Origin of the sequence: Sphingobium vermicomposti, from assembly GCF_011762025.1 — a bacterium.
Taxonomy (GTDB): domain Bacteria; phylum Pseudomonadota; class Alphaproteobacteria; order Sphingomonadales; family Sphingomonadaceae; genus Sphingobium; species Sphingobium vermicomposti.
Genome location: NZ_JAASQR010000003.1, coordinates 530714 through 549734, shown reverse-complemented (window position 1 = coordinate 549734; position 19021 = coordinate 530714). Strand labels below are relative to the sequence as shown.

Sequence of the window (19021 nt, the reverse complement as noted above, 5' to 3'; positions counted from 1 at the left end):
AATTCCAACCTTATCAGGCTCTGAATGACGCGCTATAGCGCGGCGTCGGCCTTATCTCGACATAGTGCCCCGGAATCCCGGCGAATTGAAGGAGTTTATGCATGTTTTCCGGGTCGATTCCGGCGCTGGTCACGCCTTTTCGCGACGGAACGGTGGACGAAGCAGCCTTTCGCGCGCTCGTCGACTGGCAGATCGACGAAGGCAGCAGCGCGCTGGTTCCGTGCGGCACCACCGGCGAAAGCGCGACCATGACGGTGGATGAGCATAATCGCGTCATCGCCATCTGCGTGGACCAGGCGGCGGGGCGCGTGCCGGTCATCGCGGGCTGCGGATCGAATGATACCAGGATCGCGCTGGAACATATGTATGCGGCGCAGGCGGCGGGCGCGGACGCGGCGCTGGTCGTCGCGCCTTATTATAACAAGCCCAATCAGGATGGCGTGTACCAGCATTTCGCCTATCTGGCCCAGCGGTGCGACCTGCCGATCCTGCTCTATAATGTGCCCAGCCGCACCATTACCGACATTTCCGTGCCGGTCATCCACCGGCTGGCCGAGGAATATCAGAGCATAGTCGGGATCAAGGACGCCACCGGAAATCTGGGGCGGGTCACCGCGCAGCGCCTCGCTTGCGGGCCGGACTTCTGCCAACTGTCCGGCAATGACGAAACCGCGCTGGGATTCAACGCCATGGGGGGCACGGGCTGCATCTCCGTCACGGCGAATGTCGCCCCGCGCCTGTGCGCCCAGTTCCAGGCGGCCTGCGCGGCGGGCGATTGGACTGGTGCATTGGCGCTGCAGGATCGTCTTTATCCGCTGCATGATGCGTTGTTCAGCGATTCTTCACCGGGGCCGATCAAATATGCACTTACCCGGGTGCGGTCCGACATGTCAGGCGATGTCCGCCTGCCGATTACCTGGCCGTCGGAAGCAAGCCGCGCTGCGGTCGACCGCGCGCTGGAGATCGCCGGTCTGGTCTGACCGCGCAGCGGCACTATATGGTGAAGTGAGTTAGTTAATCCGATATGGCCCGCCCCCGTCCCGAAGCCTTCGACAAGAAGAAGATCGTCGCCGAAAACCGGCGCGCACGTTTCGAATATTTCCTTGAGGATGTGTTCGAAGCGGGCATCGCCCTGCAAGGGACCGAGGTGAAGTCGCTCCGTTTCGGCGAGGGCAATATCGCGGAAAGCTATGCCGAGGTGAAGGGTGAGCAGGTGTGGCTGGTCAACAGCAACATCCCCGAATTCAGCCACGGCAACCGTTATAATCACGAACCCAAACGGCCCCGCAAGCTGCTGCTGCATGAGCGGGAGATCGCGCGCATGCATGGCGCGGTGGAGCGCAAGGGCATGACGCTGGTCCCCTTGAGCATCTATTTCAACAGCCGGGGCAGGGCGAAGGTCGAACTGGCGCTGGCCAAGGGCAAGAAGACCCATGACAAGCGTGAAACGATAAAAGAACGCGATTGGAAGCGTGATCAGCAGCGCATCCTGAAAGAACATCGCTGATGAGCAATCGCTTCACTCGCTGGTGGCATGCCAATGCGCCGACGCGCGAATCGCTGGAGGGTAACCGTTTTATTGCGCCGGTTGCGCATCGGGTGCTCGAACCCTCCTTGTGGCGCTTTACCCGCCGATCGGTGCCGCGCGGCGTGGCGCTGGGCCTGCTGGTCGGTATCTTCCTGCTGATCCCCGGTATCCAGATTGCAGGGGCGGCTCTGCTGGCCCTTCCCTTTCGCGCTAATATTCCGCTCGCCGCCGCCATGACATTCCTGTCCAACCCCGCGACGACGCCGCTGTTCCTGATGGCGTCGGTCTATATCGGCAACTGGATGCTGGGGCGGACCGCCGATGCATCGGGCTTTATGGCGTTGGTCAACGACCATGCAACCATCCGCCAATGGATGGCCTGGCTTCTTTCCGAAGCCGCGCCTGCGATGCTGTTTGGCCTTGCCCTTATCTCCATCGCTTTCGCGGTCGTCGGTTATTTCCTGGCGGACTGGATTTGGCGGCATCGCATGGGCCGTAAATGGCATGCGCGCAAATTGAGGATTGGCAAGTCACCCGAAAGCAGCGCATTGGAAGAAATCGCCCGCGTCTGACCGTTGGCGATGCAGTCCAGTGTCGTTTGAAGGGGGACGCCGGTCATGGCCGCGCGGGTGAAAAGGGATGAGGAAGCGTGGACAGGCGAACAGCCGTCCCGTCTCGCCCTGCCGCTGCTGATCCTGGCGGCGTTGGTTTCTGCCGCACTTGTCATCTACGCGGCGGGCGACGGGGTGCTGGCGGCCGGGTTCGCAGCCACTGTTCTGGCCGTCGCCGCCTTGCTCAGCTGGTATCATCGCCTTGCTTCGGCTGAAACCACCCAGGGCGAAATTGCGCCCGACTGGACTGTTGCGCGCGCGGCTGCAGATGCATCGGGCATGGCGATCGCGGTCACCGACCGATCGGGTCGGCTTGTTTGCGCCAGCGACAGGTTCGGCGAATGGTTTCCCGGTTTTCCAGCGCCGCCCAACATCACGACTGAACCCGCGCTGCTGGACAGCCTGAGCGCGGCGGCGCGCCTTGCCTGGCGCGATGGCGATGGCCGGGTGGAAGGGCTGACCCAGGGGGCCTTGCGGCTGGATGTCGATGTGTGCCGCACCGGGCGGGCGGAAGATTATCTGCTGTGGCGCTTCTCGCCGGTGCGACAGCCGAGCGCGCTGGACGATGTCCACCGCCTGCTGACTGGCGAAGCTGGCCGCCAGATGGGCGAAGCAGGCGTCATGGCGGTGATGATCGGCGGTGAAGGGCGCATCCGGGCGGCGAACGGCGCGTTCCTGCTGCGCGCGGCCGGGCGGATCGATGCTAATATTACGGGCCGCGATTTCGCGACCCATATGCGCGTGGATGACAAGGGGCGGTTGTTCCTGGCGCGTGAGGAGTCCGGGGGCCTGCCCCTGCGGCTGCTGCAAGTGCCGCTGCGTCGCGCAGTTCAGCCGGGCGCAGCGCAGGGTGGCGCGCAGGACGGCCCTATGCTGCTGCTTCTGATCGACGAACCGGCGGGTAGCGCGGGCGGCACCACGTCGCTTTCCTATATCGAAACGTTGCTGTCCCTGCTGCCCTTTGGCCTGGCCATGGCCGACCGCGATGGCCGGATATTGTTCCTGAACGGTGCCTTTTCCCGCGCCGCTGGATTGAAGCGCGGCGACAAGCCGGTCTATCCCGGCGATCTGGTCGCGCGGGAGGATCAGGCGGCGGTGGCCGACGCAGTGCGGCGCTTTGCCGTCGGGCCGCAAATGTCGGGCGACATCGCGGTGCGGATGCGTGACCAGCCGGACGAACCGACCGCGCTCAGCCTGGCGGGGGTACGCGGCCTGGGCGAGGCGGCGGTGCTGCTCAGCCTCAAGGACAATAGTGAGGAAAGCAAGCTCAAGCGGCAGGTCGCGCAGGCGACGAAGATGCAGGCGATCGGCCAGCTGGCAGGCGGCGTCGCCCATGACTTCAACAATATCCTGACCGCCATCATCGGTCATTGCGACCTGATGCTGATGCGCCATACGCCGGGCGACAGCGACTATGACGATCTTCAGCAGATCAAGTCGAACAGCAACCGCGCGGCGGGGCTGACACGGCAGCTGCTCGCCTTTTCGCGCCAGCAGACCCTGCGCCCGCAGGTGCTGCAACTGCCCGACATCGTCGCCGATGTGTCCAATCTGCTAAAGCGCCTGCTGGGCGAAAGTGTGAAGCTGGAAGTCAGCCATGGCCGCAATCTGGGCGCGGTGCGTGCCGATCCGGGCCAGCTGGAACAGGTGATCGTCAACCTGGCCGTCAATGCCCGCGACGCCATGATCGATGGCGGAACACTCAACATCCAGACCTATGCCGTCCCCGCCGCGAAGGTGCGGGAATTGCGGCAGGAAATCCTGCCCGCCGCCGACTATACGGCGCTACGCGTGTCCGACACCGGACTGGGCATTCCGCCCGACATATTGTCAAAGATCTTCGAACCCTTTTTCACGACCAAGGAATTGGGCAAGGGCACCGGCCTTGGCCTGTCCACCGTCTATGGCATCGTCAAACAGTCGGGCGGCTACATATTCGCCGAATCCGAATTGGGGCGCGGGGCGAGTTTCGTCATCTACCTGCCCGTCTATCAGGGGGCCGATGTCGAACAGGCGGCGCAGCCCAAAACCCCGATCCGCCGCAGCGACACCTGGGGCACCGGCACCGTGCTGCTGGTCGAGGACGAAGACATGGTCCGCGCCGTCGCCGAACGGGCACTGTCGCGGCAGGGGTATAAGGTGCTGACCGCCAATGACGGGGAACAGGGTCTGGAAGTGCTGGCGGGCGGGGAAAAGATTGACCTGCTGATTTCGGACGTCGTCATGCCCAATATGGACGGCCCATCCATGGTGGCGCGTGCGCGTCACACCCACCCCGACCTGCCGGTGCTGTTCATGTCGGGCTATGCCGAGGAACAGCTGCGCAAATCGATCGACATCGCCAATGTCGCCTTCCTGCCCAAACCCTTTTCCGTCAGCCAGTTGGCGGAAGCCGCGCGCGACGCGCTGGCGATGAGCGCCCCGGTGGAATGAACTTCTTGTTCGATCAAGCGATTATACTGTGCACCGCTCCGTCGATCGGATAGCGACGCGTAACGACATAGGGGACCGCATGCATGGCTGAAGGCAAGACCATCCTGATCGTTGAAGATGAAGTGATGATCGGCATGATGCTTGAAGATTATCTCGAAACGCTGGGCTACGGCCTGCACGCTATTGCCGTGTCGGTCGAAGAAGCATGCGACCATGCACGCAAGGGCGGCTTCGATGCGGCTCTGGTCGACTGCAATCTGCAGGGCGAAAAAAGCTGGCCGGTCGCCGACATATTGGCGGAAAACGGCATTCCCTTCATCTTCGCCACGGGCGGCATTGCCGACGACGTGCCGTCGGGACATGCCGACCGTCCTACGCTGGCCAAGCCCTATACGATCGGGGCCGTGGACAGGGCGTTGGGGAAGGTGCTTTCGGCGCAATAGGAAATTTATGTTCCTATCTTGTTCCATGCGAACAAACAGGATACATCGTGCTGGCGCGCCAAAGGATTCGGCGCGATCCGCTTGACAGGGGATAGGCCGATGACCGCAATGCTCTCACTTATTGATTCCAAGAAGACAGGTACGATGGACAGACAGAAAGCATTGGAAGCGGCCCTTTCCCAGATTGACCGTGCCTTCGGCAAAGGCTCGGCGATGAAGCTGGGCAGCCGCGAGAAGATTGAGATTGAATCGATTTCGACAGGATCGCTGGGTCTGGACATCGCGCTCGGCATTGGCGGCCTGCCGCGCGGGCGCATCGTCGAAATTTACGGGCCGGAAAGCTCAGGCAAGACGACGCTGGCGCTGCATGCCATTGCAGAGGCGCAGAAGACAGGCGGCGTTGCGGCCTTTGTCGATGCCGAACATGCGCTCGACCCCGCATACGCCAAGAAGCTGGGCGTCGATATTGACGAACTGATCGTGTCGCAGCCCGATACAGGCGAACAGGCGCTGGAAATCGTCGATACGCTGGTGCGGTCGAACGCCATTGATGTGCTCGTGATCGACTCTGTCGCGGCGCTGGTGCCCCGCGCGGAAATCGAAGGCGAAATGGGCGACAGCCATGTCGGCCTGCAGGCGCGCCTCATGAGCCAGGCGCTGCGCAAGCTGACCGGTTCCATTTCGCGCTCCAAATGCCTGGTGATCTTCATCAACCAGGTGCGCATGAAGATCGGCGTCATGTACGGTAACCCCGAAACAACGACTGGCGGCAACGCGCTCAAATTCTACGCGTCGGTTCGGCTCGACATCCGCCGCACCGGCCAGATCAAGGATCGCGACGACATTGTCGGCAATGCGACCCGCGTGAAGGTGGTGAAGAACAAGGTCGCACCGCCCTTCAAGCAGGTGGAATTCGACATCATGTATGGCGAAGGCATCTCCAAGATCGGCGAAATCCTCGACCTTGGCGTCAAGGCCGGCGTGGTGGAGAAATCGGGTGCCTGGTTCTCGTACGATTCCGTCCGCATCGGCCAGGGTCGTGAAAATGCGAAGACCTTCCTCAAGGGGAATCCCGAAATGGCCGACCGCCTGGAAAAGGTGATCCGCGGCAAGACCGAGGAAGTCGCCGAAGCGATGATGACCGGCCCCGAACCGGAGGATGACGGCGAATAAACGCGCCGCTTCCTGCTCCGCTCACTATCAATGAAAAGGCTCGCCCGCGCATTCGCAGGCGGGCCTTTTCCATTGGCTGGTGCGCAACGTGCCCACCCTTCATTCCCCAGACGGGGGAGGGGACCGCGCGAAGCATGGTGGAAGGGAAAGCGCGTGGTCTGGGTCAATATGAAAGCTGAATGCGATTAACGGCCACTCCAAGGCATTCCCCTCCCGTAGACGGGAGGGGTTAGGGGTGGGCGCGAGCGAAGCGAGCTTCAAGCTTGGCCTTTGAAGAACATCGACAATGTTGCGCTGGCTCACCCCCGGCCCCTCCCGCCTGCGGGAGGGGAGAAGATCACCCATAACCGCCTCTCGACCATCGCCGCTATGCGGCCTCTCCCTCCCGCTCCACTCTCCCCACCTCCATTGACAGGGACCCCTATAGCATCGAAAAGAACATATAGAGAACATTTCTATGATCGAGTCGGTGAACACACTTTCAGCCCTCAGACGGCATATCGCCTCGCTGGAAGGGCTTCCGGCGGCGAAAGCCGGTGCGCCTGTTGTCACGGGGCACGCGCCTTTTGACCAGGCCATGCAGGGGGGCCTAGCGCGCGGTCGGCTGCATGAACTGTTCGGCGGTGACGAGGATGAAGGTGCCGCCGCCGGTCTTTCCCTGATTCTCGCTCATCTGGCGGCGGGGGATGCGCCGCTGTTCTGGCTGCGCCTCGCCAAGGGGGCAGTGGCTCAGCCTTATGGCCCCGGCCTTGCGGCGCTGGGGCTTGACCCGTCCCGGCTGTTGATCGGCGTGATGAAGGATGATGCCTTGCTGCTGCGCGCTGCGGTCGATGCGCTGCGCTGTCCCGCATTGGGCGCGCTGGTCATCGAACTGCGCGGGCGAGCGCCACTGCTGGACCTGACCGCCAGCCGCCGCCTGGCGCTGGCCGCGGAATCGTCGGGCGTCACCGCGCTGCTGCTGCGGATCGGCGGCGATCCCGTGCCGAGCGCGGCGGAAACGCGCTGGCGGGTGACCGCGGCACCATCCGTGCCGTTGCCGGGCAATGCGCCGGGCATGAGCGCCTTTTCGCTTCACCTGTTGCGCCGCCGCTCCGGCCCGGACGGCATGACATGGCGGCTCGTGTGGAACAGCGCGCGGAGAGAATTTGGAGAAGGTGACGATGAACGCCATGATCATGGACAGGGAAGCGGAGGACGCGCTGACGACGCGGCGCTATCTGGCGCTGTGGTTCCCGTTCCTGCCGGTCGACCGGCTGCGCATAGAGCGGCCTGAGCTGTGGCAGGCGGGGGGCAATGCCGGGCCGATCGTTATCGTCGAGCCGGTGCGCGGAGCCATGCGCATCGCCTCGCCGGATGCCGATGCGCTGGCGCTGGGGCTTGGCGCGGGGATGACCCTGGCCGATGCCCGCGCGCAGGAGCCTGAACTTGTCAGTTTCGAAGCCGATCCTCATGCCGACCAGGACTGGCTGGAACGGCTGTGCGACGGGTGCGCGCGCTATACCCCCATTGTCGCGCTCGATCCTCCGCACGGGCTGATACTGGACATTAGCGGCTGCGCGCATCTGTGGGGCGGCGAGGAAGCACTGGCCCGGGAGGCGGTGGACCGGTTCGAACGGCACGGGATGGAGGTGCGTCACGCCATGGCCGCCACGCCCGAAGGTGCGCATGCGCTTTCCCGCTTTTCCGCAGGCCCCGCGCCCGACGAAGATGCCGCCTTGCGCCGCCTGCCGGTGGAGGCGCTGGGGCTGGAGCAGGATAGCGGCGTGGCGCTGCGCCGTGCGGGCCTGCGCACCATCGGCGATCTCGCCGCGCGCCCCGCCGCGACGCTCGCCGCGCGCTTTGGCGAGGAAGCGGTGGACGCGCTGCATCGCCTGCTGGGTCTTAACCAACGTCCGCTCGCGCCGCGCCGTCCCCGCCTGGCGATCCGTATCGAGCGCCGCTTTGCCGAACCGATGGGCAGCACCGCCTACGCCCTCAAAGTGCTGGAAGACATGGCAGCCGAAGCGGGCGAGCGGCTCGGCGAGCGCGGGCAGGGGGGACGCCGGTTCGAAGCGATGTTTTTTCGCAGTGACGGCCTCGCCTTCCCGCTGCGGGTAGAAACCAGTCTGCCGGTGCGTGACGCGCCCGCGATCATGCGGCTGGTGCAGGAGCGGATCGACAGCCTGTCCGATCCGCTCGACCCCGGTTTCGGCTTCGACATGCTGCGCCTCACCGTGCCGCAGGCCGAGCCGATGGCCGCGACCCAGCTGGCGCTGGAAGGCGGAGAAGCACGGCGCGAGGAAGCGGTCGCGGCGCTCATCGACCGGCTTTCCGTGCGGGCGGGGCGGGGGCGGATTCAGCGCCTGGAACCGCGCGACAGCCACATCCCCGAACAGGCGCAACTCGCCTTGCCCGCCGTCGAAAGCCGCGCGCCGTCCAGCTGGCCTTGTCAGGGCGAACCGGGCGATCCGCCGATGCGGCCCATCCACCTGTTTGACCCGCCCCAACCGATCGATGTGGTGGCGCAGGTGCCCGACGGCCCGCCGCACCGTTTCCGCTGGCGGCGGGCGGCCCATGAAGTGACCCGCTATGAAGGCCCCGAACGGATCGCGCCTGAATGGTGGAAGGCGAAGGACGGCGCGCTGGAAGGCGAAAGCGCGGGCATGACGCGCGATTATTACCGGATCGAGGATGCGCGCGGGCGGCGCTACTGGATCTTTCGCCACGGCCTTTATGGCGCGGAGGCACGGCATCCCGGCTGGTATATCCACGGCCTGTTCGCATGAAACGCGGCAAGGGTCCCGACCCATCCAAACCCAAATCGATCGACCGGCGCGAATTGAACGTCATCGAAGCAGCGCGGGGAAAGACGCGGGCCAGGGAAGCCGACCCGCCTTCATCGCAAGGTGTAGGCCCTGCCTTTGCCGAACTGGGCGTCATGTCCAATTACAGCTTTCTGCACGGCGCATCCCATCCTGCCGAACTTGTTGCACAGGCTAACCATCTGGGGCTTCGCGCCATAGGCATTGCTGACAGGAACAGCGTGGCTGGCGTGGTCCGTGCCCATGTCGCCCTGCGCGAGGCCCCGGACAAGGCGCGCGCCGCCCTGATCGAAGCGAAGAAGGAACGGGGCGAACCGCCCGGCCTGACCGCGCAGGAGGAGGCAGCCTGTCGAACCGACCTGCGCCTCGTCGTGGGTGCCCGCCTGATCTTTGTCGATGGCACACCGGACATTCTGGCCTACCCCACCAGCCGCTTTGGCTGGGGCCGTCTGACCCGCCTGCTGACCAAGGGCAATATGGAAGCCGTCAAGGGAGACTGCATCCTGACCTTTGGCGACCTGCTCGATCATATCGACGATCTTCTGCTGATCGTTCTGCCGCTTTCCACCGCACGACCGCAACAGGCGCACAAGGCCCCACCTGCCTATCCTTCCGGGAAAGAGAATGAGCCGATTTCCTATCTGAGGCTGGTTCCACCCACATCCCCGCCCACATGGGCCGACGCCCTGCGCCGGTTGCAGGACAGGGTGCCGGGGCGGGTGTGGCTTGGCCTTACCATGCATTATCATGGGCGTGACCGCCGCCACGCCGCCGCCATTCAGCGGGTCGCCGGGGAAATTGGCGTGCCGCTCATCGCGACCAACGATGTGCTTTATGCCCAGGCATCGGCGCGGCCCTTGCAAGATGTGCTTAGCTGCATCCGCGACGGCGTGACGCTCAGACAGGCGGGGCGACGATTGGAAGCCCATGCCGAACGTCATCTCAAATCCCCTCTGGAAATGGCGAGGCTTTATGCGGCCTATCCGCAAGCACTGGCCGAAACGGTTCGTTTCGTCGATCAGATCGATTTTGCCCTGACCGACCTTAAATATGAATATCCCCATGAGCCGGTCCCGTCTGGCTGGTCGCCTGACGGCTGGCTGGAACATCTGGTGCGCGAGGCGGCGGTGGAACGCTATCAGCACCCTTTGCCAGCCAAGGTGGAACAACTGATCGCGGAGGAACTGCGCCTCATCCGCCGCCAGAACTATGCCTATTATTTCCTGACCGTCCACGACCTCGTCCGGTTCGCACGATCGCAGCAACCCCCAATCCTCTGCCAGGGACGGGGATCGGCTGCCAATTCCATCGTCTGCTTCCTGCTGGGCGTCACCTCGGTCGATCCGATGAAGCACGACCTGCTATTTTCCCGGTTCGTATCGGAAGAGCGGAACGAACCGCCCGACATCGATGTCGATTTCGAACATGAGCGGCGCGAGGAGGTGATGCAATATATCTACCGCCGCTACGGACGCGAACGGGCAGGCATTGCCGCAACCGTGATCCACTATCGGTCCCGTAGCGCGCTGCGGGAGGTGGCGAAGGTGCTGGGCCTTAGCGACGATATCGCGACCCGCCTGTCCAGCACGGTCTGGGGCAGCTATTCAAGCGATCTGGGCGACGCCCGTTTCCGCGATGCGGGCTTTTCGCTCGACAATGTGGAGATCGTGCGGCTGCGGTCGCTGGTCGAACAACTGATCCGTGCGCCCTTCGCCCGGCATCTGTCGCAACATGTGGGCGGTTTTGTGCTGACCCAGAACCGGCTCGATGAAACAGTGCCCATTCACAATGCGGCGATGCCCGACCGCAGTTTTATCGAATGGGACAAGGATGACATCGATGCGCTAGGCCTCATGAAGGTCGATGTTCTGGCGCTCGGCATGCTTAGCTGCATCCGCAAGGCTTATGAACTGATGCGACACCATGATCTGGGCGATCATGATCTGACGGTGGATCTCGATTCTGACGATCCAGCCGTCTATGCGATGCTACAAAAGGGCGACAGCATCGGCGTGTTCCAGGTGGAAAGCCGGGCGCAAATCAACATGCTGCCGCGCCTGAAGCCGACTAACCTCTATGATCTGACGGTGCAGGTCGCGATCGTCCGGCCTGGGCCGATAGAAGGCGACATGGTTCACCCCTATCTGCGGCGGCGGGCGGGAATCGAAAAGCCGGAATTTCCATCGCCCAGCCCGCCACACAATCCGAACGAACTGCGCGACCTGCTGAAGCACACCTACGGCGTCCCCCTGTTTCAGGAACAGGCGATGAAACTGGCCATCGTTGCTGCCGAGTTTACCCCTTCCGAAGCCAATCAGTTGCGCCGGTCGATGGCGACCTTTCGCCAGGTGGGGGGCATGGACAAGTTCAAGGAAAAGATGATCGGCGGCATGGTGCGGCGCGGTTATAAACGCGATTTCGCCGAGCGTTGCTATAGTCAGATCGAAGGATTTGGCAGCTACGGCTTCCCCGAAAGCCACGCCTTGTCCTTTGCCCGGTTGGTCTATGTGTCCGCCTGGATCAAATGCCACCAGCCCGCTGTCTTTGCCTGCGCGCTGCTCAATTCCCAGCCCATGGGTTTCTACGCCCCAGCCCAGATCGTGCGCGATGCGCGCGAACATGGCGTGGCCGTGCATGATGCCGATGTGAATATGAGCGGGTGGGACAATGCGCTCGAACCCCTGCTATGTTCGCGGAATCGCCGACGGGGGGAGGGCGAGGGGCGGGCGCTCGCGCTGCGGCTGGGCTTTCGCCAGATTGACGGTTTTCGGGAGGCATGGGCCGCGCAGCTGGTCGATGCGCGGGAACAGGGCCTGTTCACCAGCCTTGAGGATCTGGCGCGGCGGGCGGGATTGCCCGCGCGGGCGCTGCGCCTGCTGGCGGACGCTGACGCCTGTCGGTCGCTGGGGCAGGATCGGCGGGCGGCCTTGTGGGAAGCGCGGCGCACGCCGTCGAACGAACTCCCCCTGTTCGCCGCCGCCCGCAAGCGCGATCAGGCGGCAGCGGGCGAGCTGGGGCAGGAGCCTGACGCGATGTTGCCCGCCATGCCATTCGCCGAACAGGTCGCGGCCGATTACCAGATGACGCGCCTGTCGCTCAAAGGCCATCCGATGCAGTTTCTGCGCCCGGTTTTCGCGGCGGAAGGGGTGCTCAGTTGCGCGGAAACATCCGCCGCCAAAAATGGCGCGTTGGTGCGAACGGCGGGGGTGGTGTTGGTGCGGCAGCGGCCGGGCAAGGGCAATGCCGTCTTCATCACGATCGAAGATGAAACGGGGATCGTCAACATCCTGCTCTGGGCGCGCCTGTTCGAAATGCAGCGACGGCCCGTCATGGCGTCACGGCTGATGCTGGTCGAAGGCGAAGTGCAGCGCAGCAAGGAAGGCGTCGTCCACCTGATGGCGACCCGCGTCCATGACCGCACCGCCGATCTTTCGCGCCTGTCGGACACGCATCGACCGCAAATCGCCCTGTCGCGCGCCGACGAATTCATCCACCCCCAGCATCCCCGTACCGCCAGCCACCCGCGCAATGTGCGGATATTGCCCAAGTCCCGCGATTTTCATTAAGGATCGGGCGACCTCAATAATCCTTCGAATAACGCAGGTTCGCCGACGATCCGGCATTGGTGCCAGTCTTTGATAGCAGGCTCAGCGTCTTTGAAAGCGAGATTTCCAGCTGGGTCGCGGTAAAGCCCTTGGGGTCGGTGATCACCTCCACATAGATATTGTTGGAAATGCGCTGCCCCACGGCGAGCGATGTACCGCGCCCGGTTGCATCGTCACCGCCGACGATGCCGATCCGGTCGATGCCCGACGCATTTTGTAGCTTGCCCATCGGGTTAAGCCCGCCGCCTCCACCGCGCAGGCCGTTGAGCGCCGCCGCCAGCTGCACCGCCTGCGTCGCCGACAGGTTCGCGACATTGTCGCCGAACAGGATGCGCGCCAGGATTTCATCCTGCGGCAGGGTGGGCGTCGATATAAAGCTGATGTCGGGCCGCTGCGCCGTGCCACTGACGGCGATGCCCGCCGTAACCGTGTCGATCCGGGTTTCCGCGCGGATCGCCAACGTCGGGTTCATCATCGGCCCGTTGAAGTTGATGATCCCCTGCTCCAATTCAAACTGGTGGCCCGAGAAACTGTAGCGGCCCCGGATCACCTCGATCCGCCCGACCACGCGCGGTTCTGCGGTGGTGCCGGTGACGCGCATGCTCGTCTTCCATTCGGAATCCAGCCCCATGCCGGTCACATAGATTTCATTGTCGGCGCGCACGCGAATGTCGAGTTTCCAGTTGGCAGGTTGTGCCGCCGCCTGACGCCCCGCCAGCCGTTGGTCCATCAGGTCGCTGCCTTCGCCCTTGCGCCGCACGCCGGTCAGCTGGCGGATTTCCGCCCCGCCCTGCCAAGCGACGCGATAGCGGGTTTCGGGCAGCCACAAATCGCCCTTGATCAATCCGCCATTGGCCGCGCTGTTGGTAATGTTGATCGTGCCGGTCGCGACGCTGGTGATCGCTTCGCTGCGGGCCAGCCGCGCGCGGTCCAGTTTTACCGCAATGTCCATCGGATAGCCGCTGTCCGCCGCCAGCCCCACCGTGCCGCGCGCCTGCACGGTCCCGTCGCCGGCGCGCCCGGAAAAGTCGCGTATGTCGAGCCGGTCGTTGGTAAACCGCCCGTCCAGCCGCATCTGCGTGACGCGAGTGCCGAACGTCTCATTTTCATAGGTCAATGCGTTGGCCCGGACCAAGCCGTTGAGGCGCGGCGCGCCCAGCCGCCCGCCGAAATCGGCTGCCACGGCAATCGGTCCGGTCAGCTGCTGGTCGGCCAGCCCGGCGAAAGAGAAGAGCACGTCTGCTGGCCCCGCATAGCGGATGCCCCCATCCAAAGGCGCGGATTGAAGCTGCTGTGTCCAGCTTGCGCCCGGTCCCGGCGGTGCCAGTGTCACCACGAAGCGGCCCAATGTCGCATTGCCGCGCCGGATCAGTCCGCGCAGGTCGCCGCCCGCGCCTGACAGCTTGCCTTCCATCGCCATGGCAACGGGGTCGGACACGGCGGTCAGGCTGGACCGGCGGAAATCGCTGATCGCCAGCCGGGTGGTGGCGGTGGGAAAGGCGTTGCCACTCTGCGCGAAGTCCAGCGATCCGGTCGCCTTGCCGCTGATACCCAGCCCCGGCGACGCCATGTTCAGGATCGCAAGGTCGAAATCCTTGAACCGCGCCTGCAGCGCCGTTTGTCCGCCGAAACGTCCGGCCAGATCGACGCGCCCCTGCGGCAGCACCAGCGTCGCAGGCTCCAGCCGATAGCCATCAGGCTCGATGCGGATGATCGCCGGGCGGGCAAAGCGGAACGGGACGTTGCTCGCCTTGCCTTCCAGCGCGACGGCATAGAGGCTGGGGCGCAGGGCGGCGTTGACGGCGATGGAGAAAGGCACCCCGCTCGAACCGTCGGCGACCAGTTGCGCCCGGCCACGCCCGCCCTGATAGTCGATCAGTCCGCGCGCCTTGCGCACGACATAATCGCCATAGGCGGCGTTGGCCATCTGAACATCTGCCACGATGCGGGGCTGGTCGGTCAACACCATCGACGCGGTGACGATGGCGCGACCGATTACGACCTCCGCTTCACCCGGCAGTCGGGCATTGCTGGCGGTGGCATCGACATTGACGCCCTGCGCCTTGCCCACGGCGGACAGGCGCACCGTGCCGTTGATGCCCGACCCGTTCATCGCCAGCTGTCCGGCGAACGGCCCAGCGGTGCTCTGCTGCACGCGCCCGTTCATGTCGACCCCGGCAAAGCGCGCCTTGGTCACATCGATGGTCAGCGGACCCTTGGCCGTGCGGATCAGCACATTGGCGAAAAACGGCCCATAGGGCGATCCGCCCGTCGCCTCCAGCCGGTATCCCGCCGCTTCGCCATTCAGCTTCGCGACGACGTCGGTCAACTGCACGCCGACATTGGGACGGTCGGCGCGCAGCACGGCGCGGGGCCGCTCCATCGTCCCGCGCACCGTCAGCGCCAGCGGCCCATATTGATTGGAAGTCGCCCGCGCATCGAACGCAATCGCGCCATCGGTATCATAGCTGCCCGATCCCGACAGGACGCGGAAATTGGGGGCGGCACCCTTCAGCCCGGCCAGGGTGAACTTGCCCTCCGGCGTCATGCCGACGCGCCCGGATATCACGGCATTGCCCCCCAGAAAGTCGCGGACCGACGCATTTTCCCAGCGCGCCGTGCGCACCCCGAACTTGCCCGACAGGCCGAACCCGCCCTTGGGGCCGGGCACCAGCTCCATGTCGGTCGTCAAATTGACGATGCCCACGCCATCGATGCGATAATCATTGACCCGGCCCTTCAACGCGCCGCGATAAATGGCGTTGTCGAGGTCGGCGAGCACGATGGCCGTCGCATTCACGCGGTCGCTGTCGATTTTCAGATTGTCGCTGATCAGCTTTCCGGCGGCATAGGCGAAATCGCCCTTTACCCGCAAATTCTGCAGTAACCCGCCCGCAGCGGCATTCAGGCCGGTCACGCGCCGGGCGGTCGCGTTCACCGGAATGCGGATGCGATCGGCGTCGATGACCGCCCGCCCGCTTGCCTTCAGTCCTTCGATCCCGGTCTGGTCGAACGCCAGCATTGCGGCGGTGATGTCATAATCGATGAAGGGCGTGGCCATCGGCCCGTCCAGAATGATGGATGCGCGCACATCCCGCCCGCGCACCTTTTCCATGATCGCGCCGGGCGTCAGCAGCGCGGCGTCGATCTTCAATCCGCTGAACCGGCTCGTGCCTAGGTCGATCAGCCCCTGTGCGCTCGCCGCCAGCGCTGGCGACCGCAGCGACCCTTTCAGGTTGACGCGCCGTTCGTTCAGCCCGGCGAACAGATCGACCATCAGCGCAGGCGCGGTCAGCCGGTCCACAGGTCCGGCAAAGACCAGCCCTGGCCGCACCGGCCCCTTCGCCGTGAAATTGCCGTCCCGCGCGGCCAGTGCGATATTCGCCAGCTCGCCCTTGGGGGTATTGGCGACGATCCGCCCGTTCCATGCCTGCCAGCTGCCCTTGCCATCCAGCGTCGCGGTCATCCCGTCGGTCAGGCCGCTCATCGCCGCGATTACGCCGCCCTTGGGCGCGGTCAGCGTACCCTTCATCGCCAGACGATTCTGATCGGGCACGGCGTCCAGCCAGGCTTGCAATCGGTCACCGCTATCGACCACCGCATTGGCCGACAGTTGCGCGCGCCCATCCGCCATATGGGTAACGCCGTCGATGGCGATTTCGCGTTTCTGGCCAATGACCGGCTTGGCCAGGACAAACCGGGCGATCTTCAACCGGTCGACGTCAATGTCCAGGTCGGGCAGGATTGGCGCGTTGGGATCGCTTTCCGTCACCTTGAACTGCGGACTGCGGGCCAGCACCACCAGCGGGCTTTCCAGCAGCCGGACGGAAATATGGTTGTTCAGGTAACGGAACGGGCTCCACACCACATGGACGCGCGGGGCCACGGCGAACGGCCCCTTGGGATCGCGCAGCACCAGGTCATGGATCACCATGTCGCTATAGATCGACCCTTCGATATGGCCGACCTCGATCTCCATGCCTGATTCCAGTTTCAGCGCGGCGATCTGGCGGATCAGGAATTTCTTGCCCGGCTGGGTATTCAGGAACAGCAGCAGTCCCGCGACCAGCACGGCCAGTGCCGCGATCAATCCCGCCGCGCCCAGAACGATCTTCTGCCACAGCGGCCGGCCTTCGCGGACCACGACCGTTCCCGTCTCCGTTTCGGCGGGGGTAGGGGGTGTTTCGTCCACCATCAGAATGCCTGCCCGATGCCGATATAGAGGGTGAATTTGGATTCACCCGGCTGCCGGTTGATCGGCATGGCGATGTCGGCGCGGAATGGGCCGAAATTAGTGTAGAAACGACCGCCTACCCCGACGCCATAGCGAATGTCGGAAAATCGCGGCATGGAGCTTTCATAGACCTGGCCCGCATCGACGAAGGCGACGACGCCGTAATCACCGAAACGATAGCGCCCCTCCACCGCGAATTCATTGACGGAACGCCCGCCGACAGGATCGTCATTGGCGTCCTTTGGCCCCAATTCCTGATAGCCAAAGCCGCGCACGGACCCGCCGCCGCCCGCATAGACCCGGCGGGACGGCGCGATCTGGTCGCGCGCCGCGCCGCTGATGGTTCCCAACCGCGTCCGGGCGGCAATGACCAGCGCGTCGGACACCGGATAATAGCCGGTCAGGTCGAATGTCGCGCGGACATAGGGTGACAAATTTCCTTGCAGCGACGCTTCGGGCGATACGCGCAAATTGGCCCGGAATCCCTTGGTGGGGTTCAACAGGTCATTGGAACGGTCATAACCGACCTGCGTCGGCAGCGACCCGATGAAATAGGTCAGCCGCCGCTTTTCCGCCGTGGCCGGGTCTACCGTCGTCTGTTCGTTCGACAGCAGGATTTCCGCGCCATAGGTATAGGTCCAGCGTTTCTGGAAGATTGGCGTCGACTGGCGCGCCCAACTGAGGTTCAGGCCAGCGGTATAGGCTTCGTAAGCATCGTAATTCTGATGATTGACCAGCGCCCCCGCCTGGAATGTACGATCGCGCTTGCCAGCGTTGGACCGACGGAACGTGCCTGAAACGCCCTGTTCCTGCGTCCCCGCGATCACGCTGCCGATCAGCGCGCCTTCGGGTGGGAACAGGTTGCGATGGGTCCATGTCGCTTCGGCACGGAATCCCTGGCCGGTGCCATAGCCGACCTCACCCGCCAGCGTGCGCGGCGGCCCCGCCTCCTGATCGACATGCAGGTCGACATATTCGGTGCCGTCGGGTCCAGCTTCATTGGTGCGAACCGGGTCAACGGCGACGCTGGAAAACAGCCCCGTCGCCACCAGCGCGCGGCGCAGGTCGTCGACCTTGCGGCTGTCATAAAGTTCGCCGGGCTTGAAGCGGCTGATGACCTTCATGTGATCCGCGCCGAACGCCTGCTTGCGCCCGCTGGTCGTGATCCCGCGAAAGGACCCGCGCGGCCCCACATCGACCGGCAGCGTATAGGCGCCGGTGACGGTGGCGGGGTCGAGCAATATGTCGCGCTCCCCCACCTTGGCAAAGGGATAGCCATTTTCGGGCAACTTCACGCCCACATTCGCTTCGGCGCTTTCGACCGTGGCGGCGACGATATAATCGCCGGTCTGGAGCGGCAGGCTGTCACGGACAAGGCCGGGCGGCACGGTCGCCGCCGCGTTGATCACGATCTCGCCAATCTTGTACCGCTTGCCCGGCGTGACCGACACCACGGCTTTCAGCCCGCCTTCGCCCGTCTGGTCGAGCGATGCGAGCGCGGTCGCGTCATAATAGCCTTCCGAATAGAGCAGCCGAACCGCCAGCGCTTCATCCTCATGCGCCCGCGCCTGCACCATGGCGGCGGTATCCGCCTTGCCATCGCCATCGACCAGCGCCGACGCGTCGCGGAATTGATCCTCCAGCCCAGTGTTGCCAAACCCTTCGATGTCGATGGCGTAGCGCACCTCCGGCGTCTTTTCGTTCGGGCTGTCCGTCGCGACCTGAACCGGCACGGTCACACTGTTCAGCGGAGGCAGCGGCTGCGCCAGCTCGCGCTCTTCCTCTGGCTCGATGGCGGGCGGCAGGTCCTGCGGGGCGCTCGCCTGCGGCATCTGCTGGTCGATCCAGTTGTCGATGGATGGCAGGAGTGCGTCGGGATCACCCGCCGTGCCCATATCGCCCGCCTTGGGCAACCGGGCCTCGAACTCGCTGTCGGGCAGGATCGGCTCTTCTTCCTCAGGCGCAGCCGGAGCGGGGGGCGGAAGGGTCTGCGCCATCAGGGGAAGGGAAGAGGCCGCGATCATAAAAATGCCCAAGGCACGCCGGATATATTTCGCCCGCCTGGACACCATGAACTTCGCGCCGCCCCTTTCGCATCCCGACGCGTGCGCGCGGGAAGGGGGATACGCTTGGGTCGAGGCTTTGGTTCCCCATTATCCTATTTGCTCCCGCTTCCCATGGCGATCGGGGCGG

The 19021-nt window shown here is 64.3% G+C and carries 11 protein-coding genes; 9 read left to right on the top strand and 2 right to left on the bottom strand.

All coding sequences use genetic code 11. The features are described from left to right. The first annotated feature begins 101 nt into the window (after positions 1 to 101). The 9 genes from dapA (at position 102) to FHS54_RS12355 (ending at position 12555) form a co-directional block, all read left to right on the top strand. Positions 102 to 980, top strand: a complete 879-nt coding sequence (gene dapA, locus FHS54_RS12395) for a 4-hydroxy-tetrahydrodipicolinate synthase (RefSeq protein WP_167304106.1) — start codon at positions 102 to 104, stop codon at positions 978 to 980. A gap of 44 nt (positions 981 to 1024) precedes the next feature. Further along, on the top strand, positions 1025 to 1507 hold the full coding sequence (gene smpB, locus FHS54_RS12390) for an SsrA-binding protein SmpB (RefSeq protein WP_167304105.1): 483 nt from the start codon (positions 1025 to 1027) through the stop codon (positions 1505 to 1507). After that, positions 1507 to 2100, top strand: a complete 594-nt coding sequence (locus FHS54_RS12385) for a DUF2062 domain-containing protein (RefSeq protein ID WP_167304104.1) — start codon at positions 1507 to 1509, stop codon at positions 2098 to 2100. Before smpB ends, FHS54_RS12385 begins: the two co-directional genes overlap by 1 nt. A 45-nt stretch (positions 2101 to 2145) precedes the next feature. After that, the gene (locus FHS54_RS12380; RefSeq protein ID WP_167304103.1) at positions 2146 to 4572 is read left to right on the top strand and encodes a hybrid sensor histidine kinase/response regulator; all 2427 of its coding nucleotides are present in this window, start codon (positions 2146 to 2148) and stop codon (positions 4570 to 4572) included. A gap of 83 nt (positions 4573 to 4655) precedes the next feature. After that, a complete protein-coding gene (locus FHS54_RS12375) occupies positions 4656 to 5015 on the top strand; it encodes a response regulator (protein WP_167304102.1) in 360 nt (119 codons plus the stop codon). Positions 5016 to 5114: 99 nt separating this feature from the next. Continuing rightward, positions 5115 to 6188 carry a recombinase RecA gene (gene recA, locus FHS54_RS12370; RefSeq protein ID WP_167304101.1) on the top strand — a complete coding sequence of 358 codons (1074 nt, stop codon included), beginning with the start codon at positions 5115 to 5117 and terminating at the stop codon, positions 6186 to 6188. A 457-nt stretch (positions 6189 to 6645) separates the two neighbouring features. Beyond that, positions 6646 to 7461, top strand: coding sequence for an ImuA family protein (locus tag FHS54_RS12365; RefSeq protein ID WP_167304100.1), 816 nt, complete (start codon positions 6646 to 6648; stop codon positions 7459 to 7461). Then, on the top strand, positions 7358 to 8953 hold the full coding sequence (locus FHS54_RS12360) for a Y-family DNA polymerase (protein WP_425057317.1): 1596 nt from the start codon (positions 7358 to 7360) through the stop codon (positions 8951 to 8953). Before FHS54_RS12365 ends, FHS54_RS12360 begins: the two co-directional genes overlap by 104 nt. Beyond that, a complete protein-coding gene (locus FHS54_RS12355; protein WP_167304099.1) occupies positions 8950 to 12555 on the top strand; it encodes an error-prone DNA polymerase in 3606 nt (1201 codons plus the stop codon). Before FHS54_RS12360 ends, FHS54_RS12355 begins: the two co-directional genes overlap by 4 nt. A 13-nt stretch (positions 12556 to 12568) precedes the next feature. Here FHS54_RS12355 and FHS54_RS12350 read toward each other — a convergent pair whose 3' ends face one another. Both FHS54_RS12350 and FHS54_RS12345 read right to left on the bottom strand, forming a co-directional pair. Further along, complete coding sequence (locus tag FHS54_RS12350; RefSeq protein WP_167304098.1) at positions 12569 to 16789, bottom strand: translocation/assembly module TamB domain-containing protein; 4221 nt, start codon at positions 16787 to 16789, stop codon at positions 12569 to 12571. Continuing rightward, the gene (locus tag FHS54_RS12345) at positions 16789 to 18900 is read right to left on the bottom strand and encodes an autotransporter assembly complex protein TamA (RefSeq protein WP_167304097.1); all 2112 of its coding nucleotides are present in this window, start codon (positions 18898 to 18900) and stop codon (positions 16789 to 16791) included. Before FHS54_RS12345 ends, FHS54_RS12350 begins: the two co-directional genes overlap by 1 nt. Positions 18901 to 19021 lie beyond the last annotated feature (121 nt).

Excerpts from the sequence above, each read along its gene's own strand:
- dapA (WP_167304106.1), top strand. The coding sequence starts at position 102 with ATGTTTTCCGGGTCGATTCCGGCGCTGGTCACGCCTTTTCGCGACGGA.
- smpB (WP_167304105.1), top strand. The coding sequence starts at position 1,025 with ATGGCCCGCCCCCGTCCCGAAGCCTTCGACAAGAAGAAGATCGTCGCC.
- FHS54_RS12385 (WP_167304104.1), top strand. The coding sequence starts at position 1,507 with ATGAGCAATCGCTTCACTCGCTGGTGGCATGCCAATGCGCCGACGCGC.
- FHS54_RS12380 (WP_167304103.1), top strand. The coding sequence starts at position 2,146 with ATGGCCGCGCGGGTGAAAAGGGATGAGGAAGCGTGGACAGGCGAACAG.
- FHS54_RS12375 (WP_167304102.1), top strand. The coding sequence starts at position 4,656 with ATGGCTGAAGGCAAGACCATCCTGATCGTTGAAGATGAAGTGATGATC.
- recA (WP_167304101.1), top strand. The coding sequence starts at position 5,115 with ATGACCGCAATGCTCTCACTTATTGATTCCAAGAAGACAGGTACGATG.
- FHS54_RS12365 (WP_167304100.1), top strand. The coding sequence starts at position 6,646 with ATGATCGAGTCGGTGAACACACTTTCAGCCCTCAGACGGCATATCGCC.
- FHS54_RS12360 (WP_425057317.1), top strand. The coding sequence starts at position 7,358 with ATGATCATGGACAGGGAAGCGGAGGACGCGCTGACGACGCGGCGCTAT.
- FHS54_RS12355 (WP_167304099.1), top strand. The coding sequence starts at position 8,950 with ATGAAACGCGGCAAGGGTCCCGACCCATCCAAACCCAAATCGATCGAC.
- FHS54_RS12350 (WP_167304098.1), bottom strand. The coding sequence starts at position 16,789 with ATGGTGGACGAAACACCCCCTACCCCCGCCGAAACGGAGACGGGAACG.
- FHS54_RS12345 (WP_167304097.1), bottom strand. The coding sequence starts at position 18,900 with ATGGTGTCCAGGCGGGCGAAATATATCCGGCGTGCCTTGGGCATTTTT.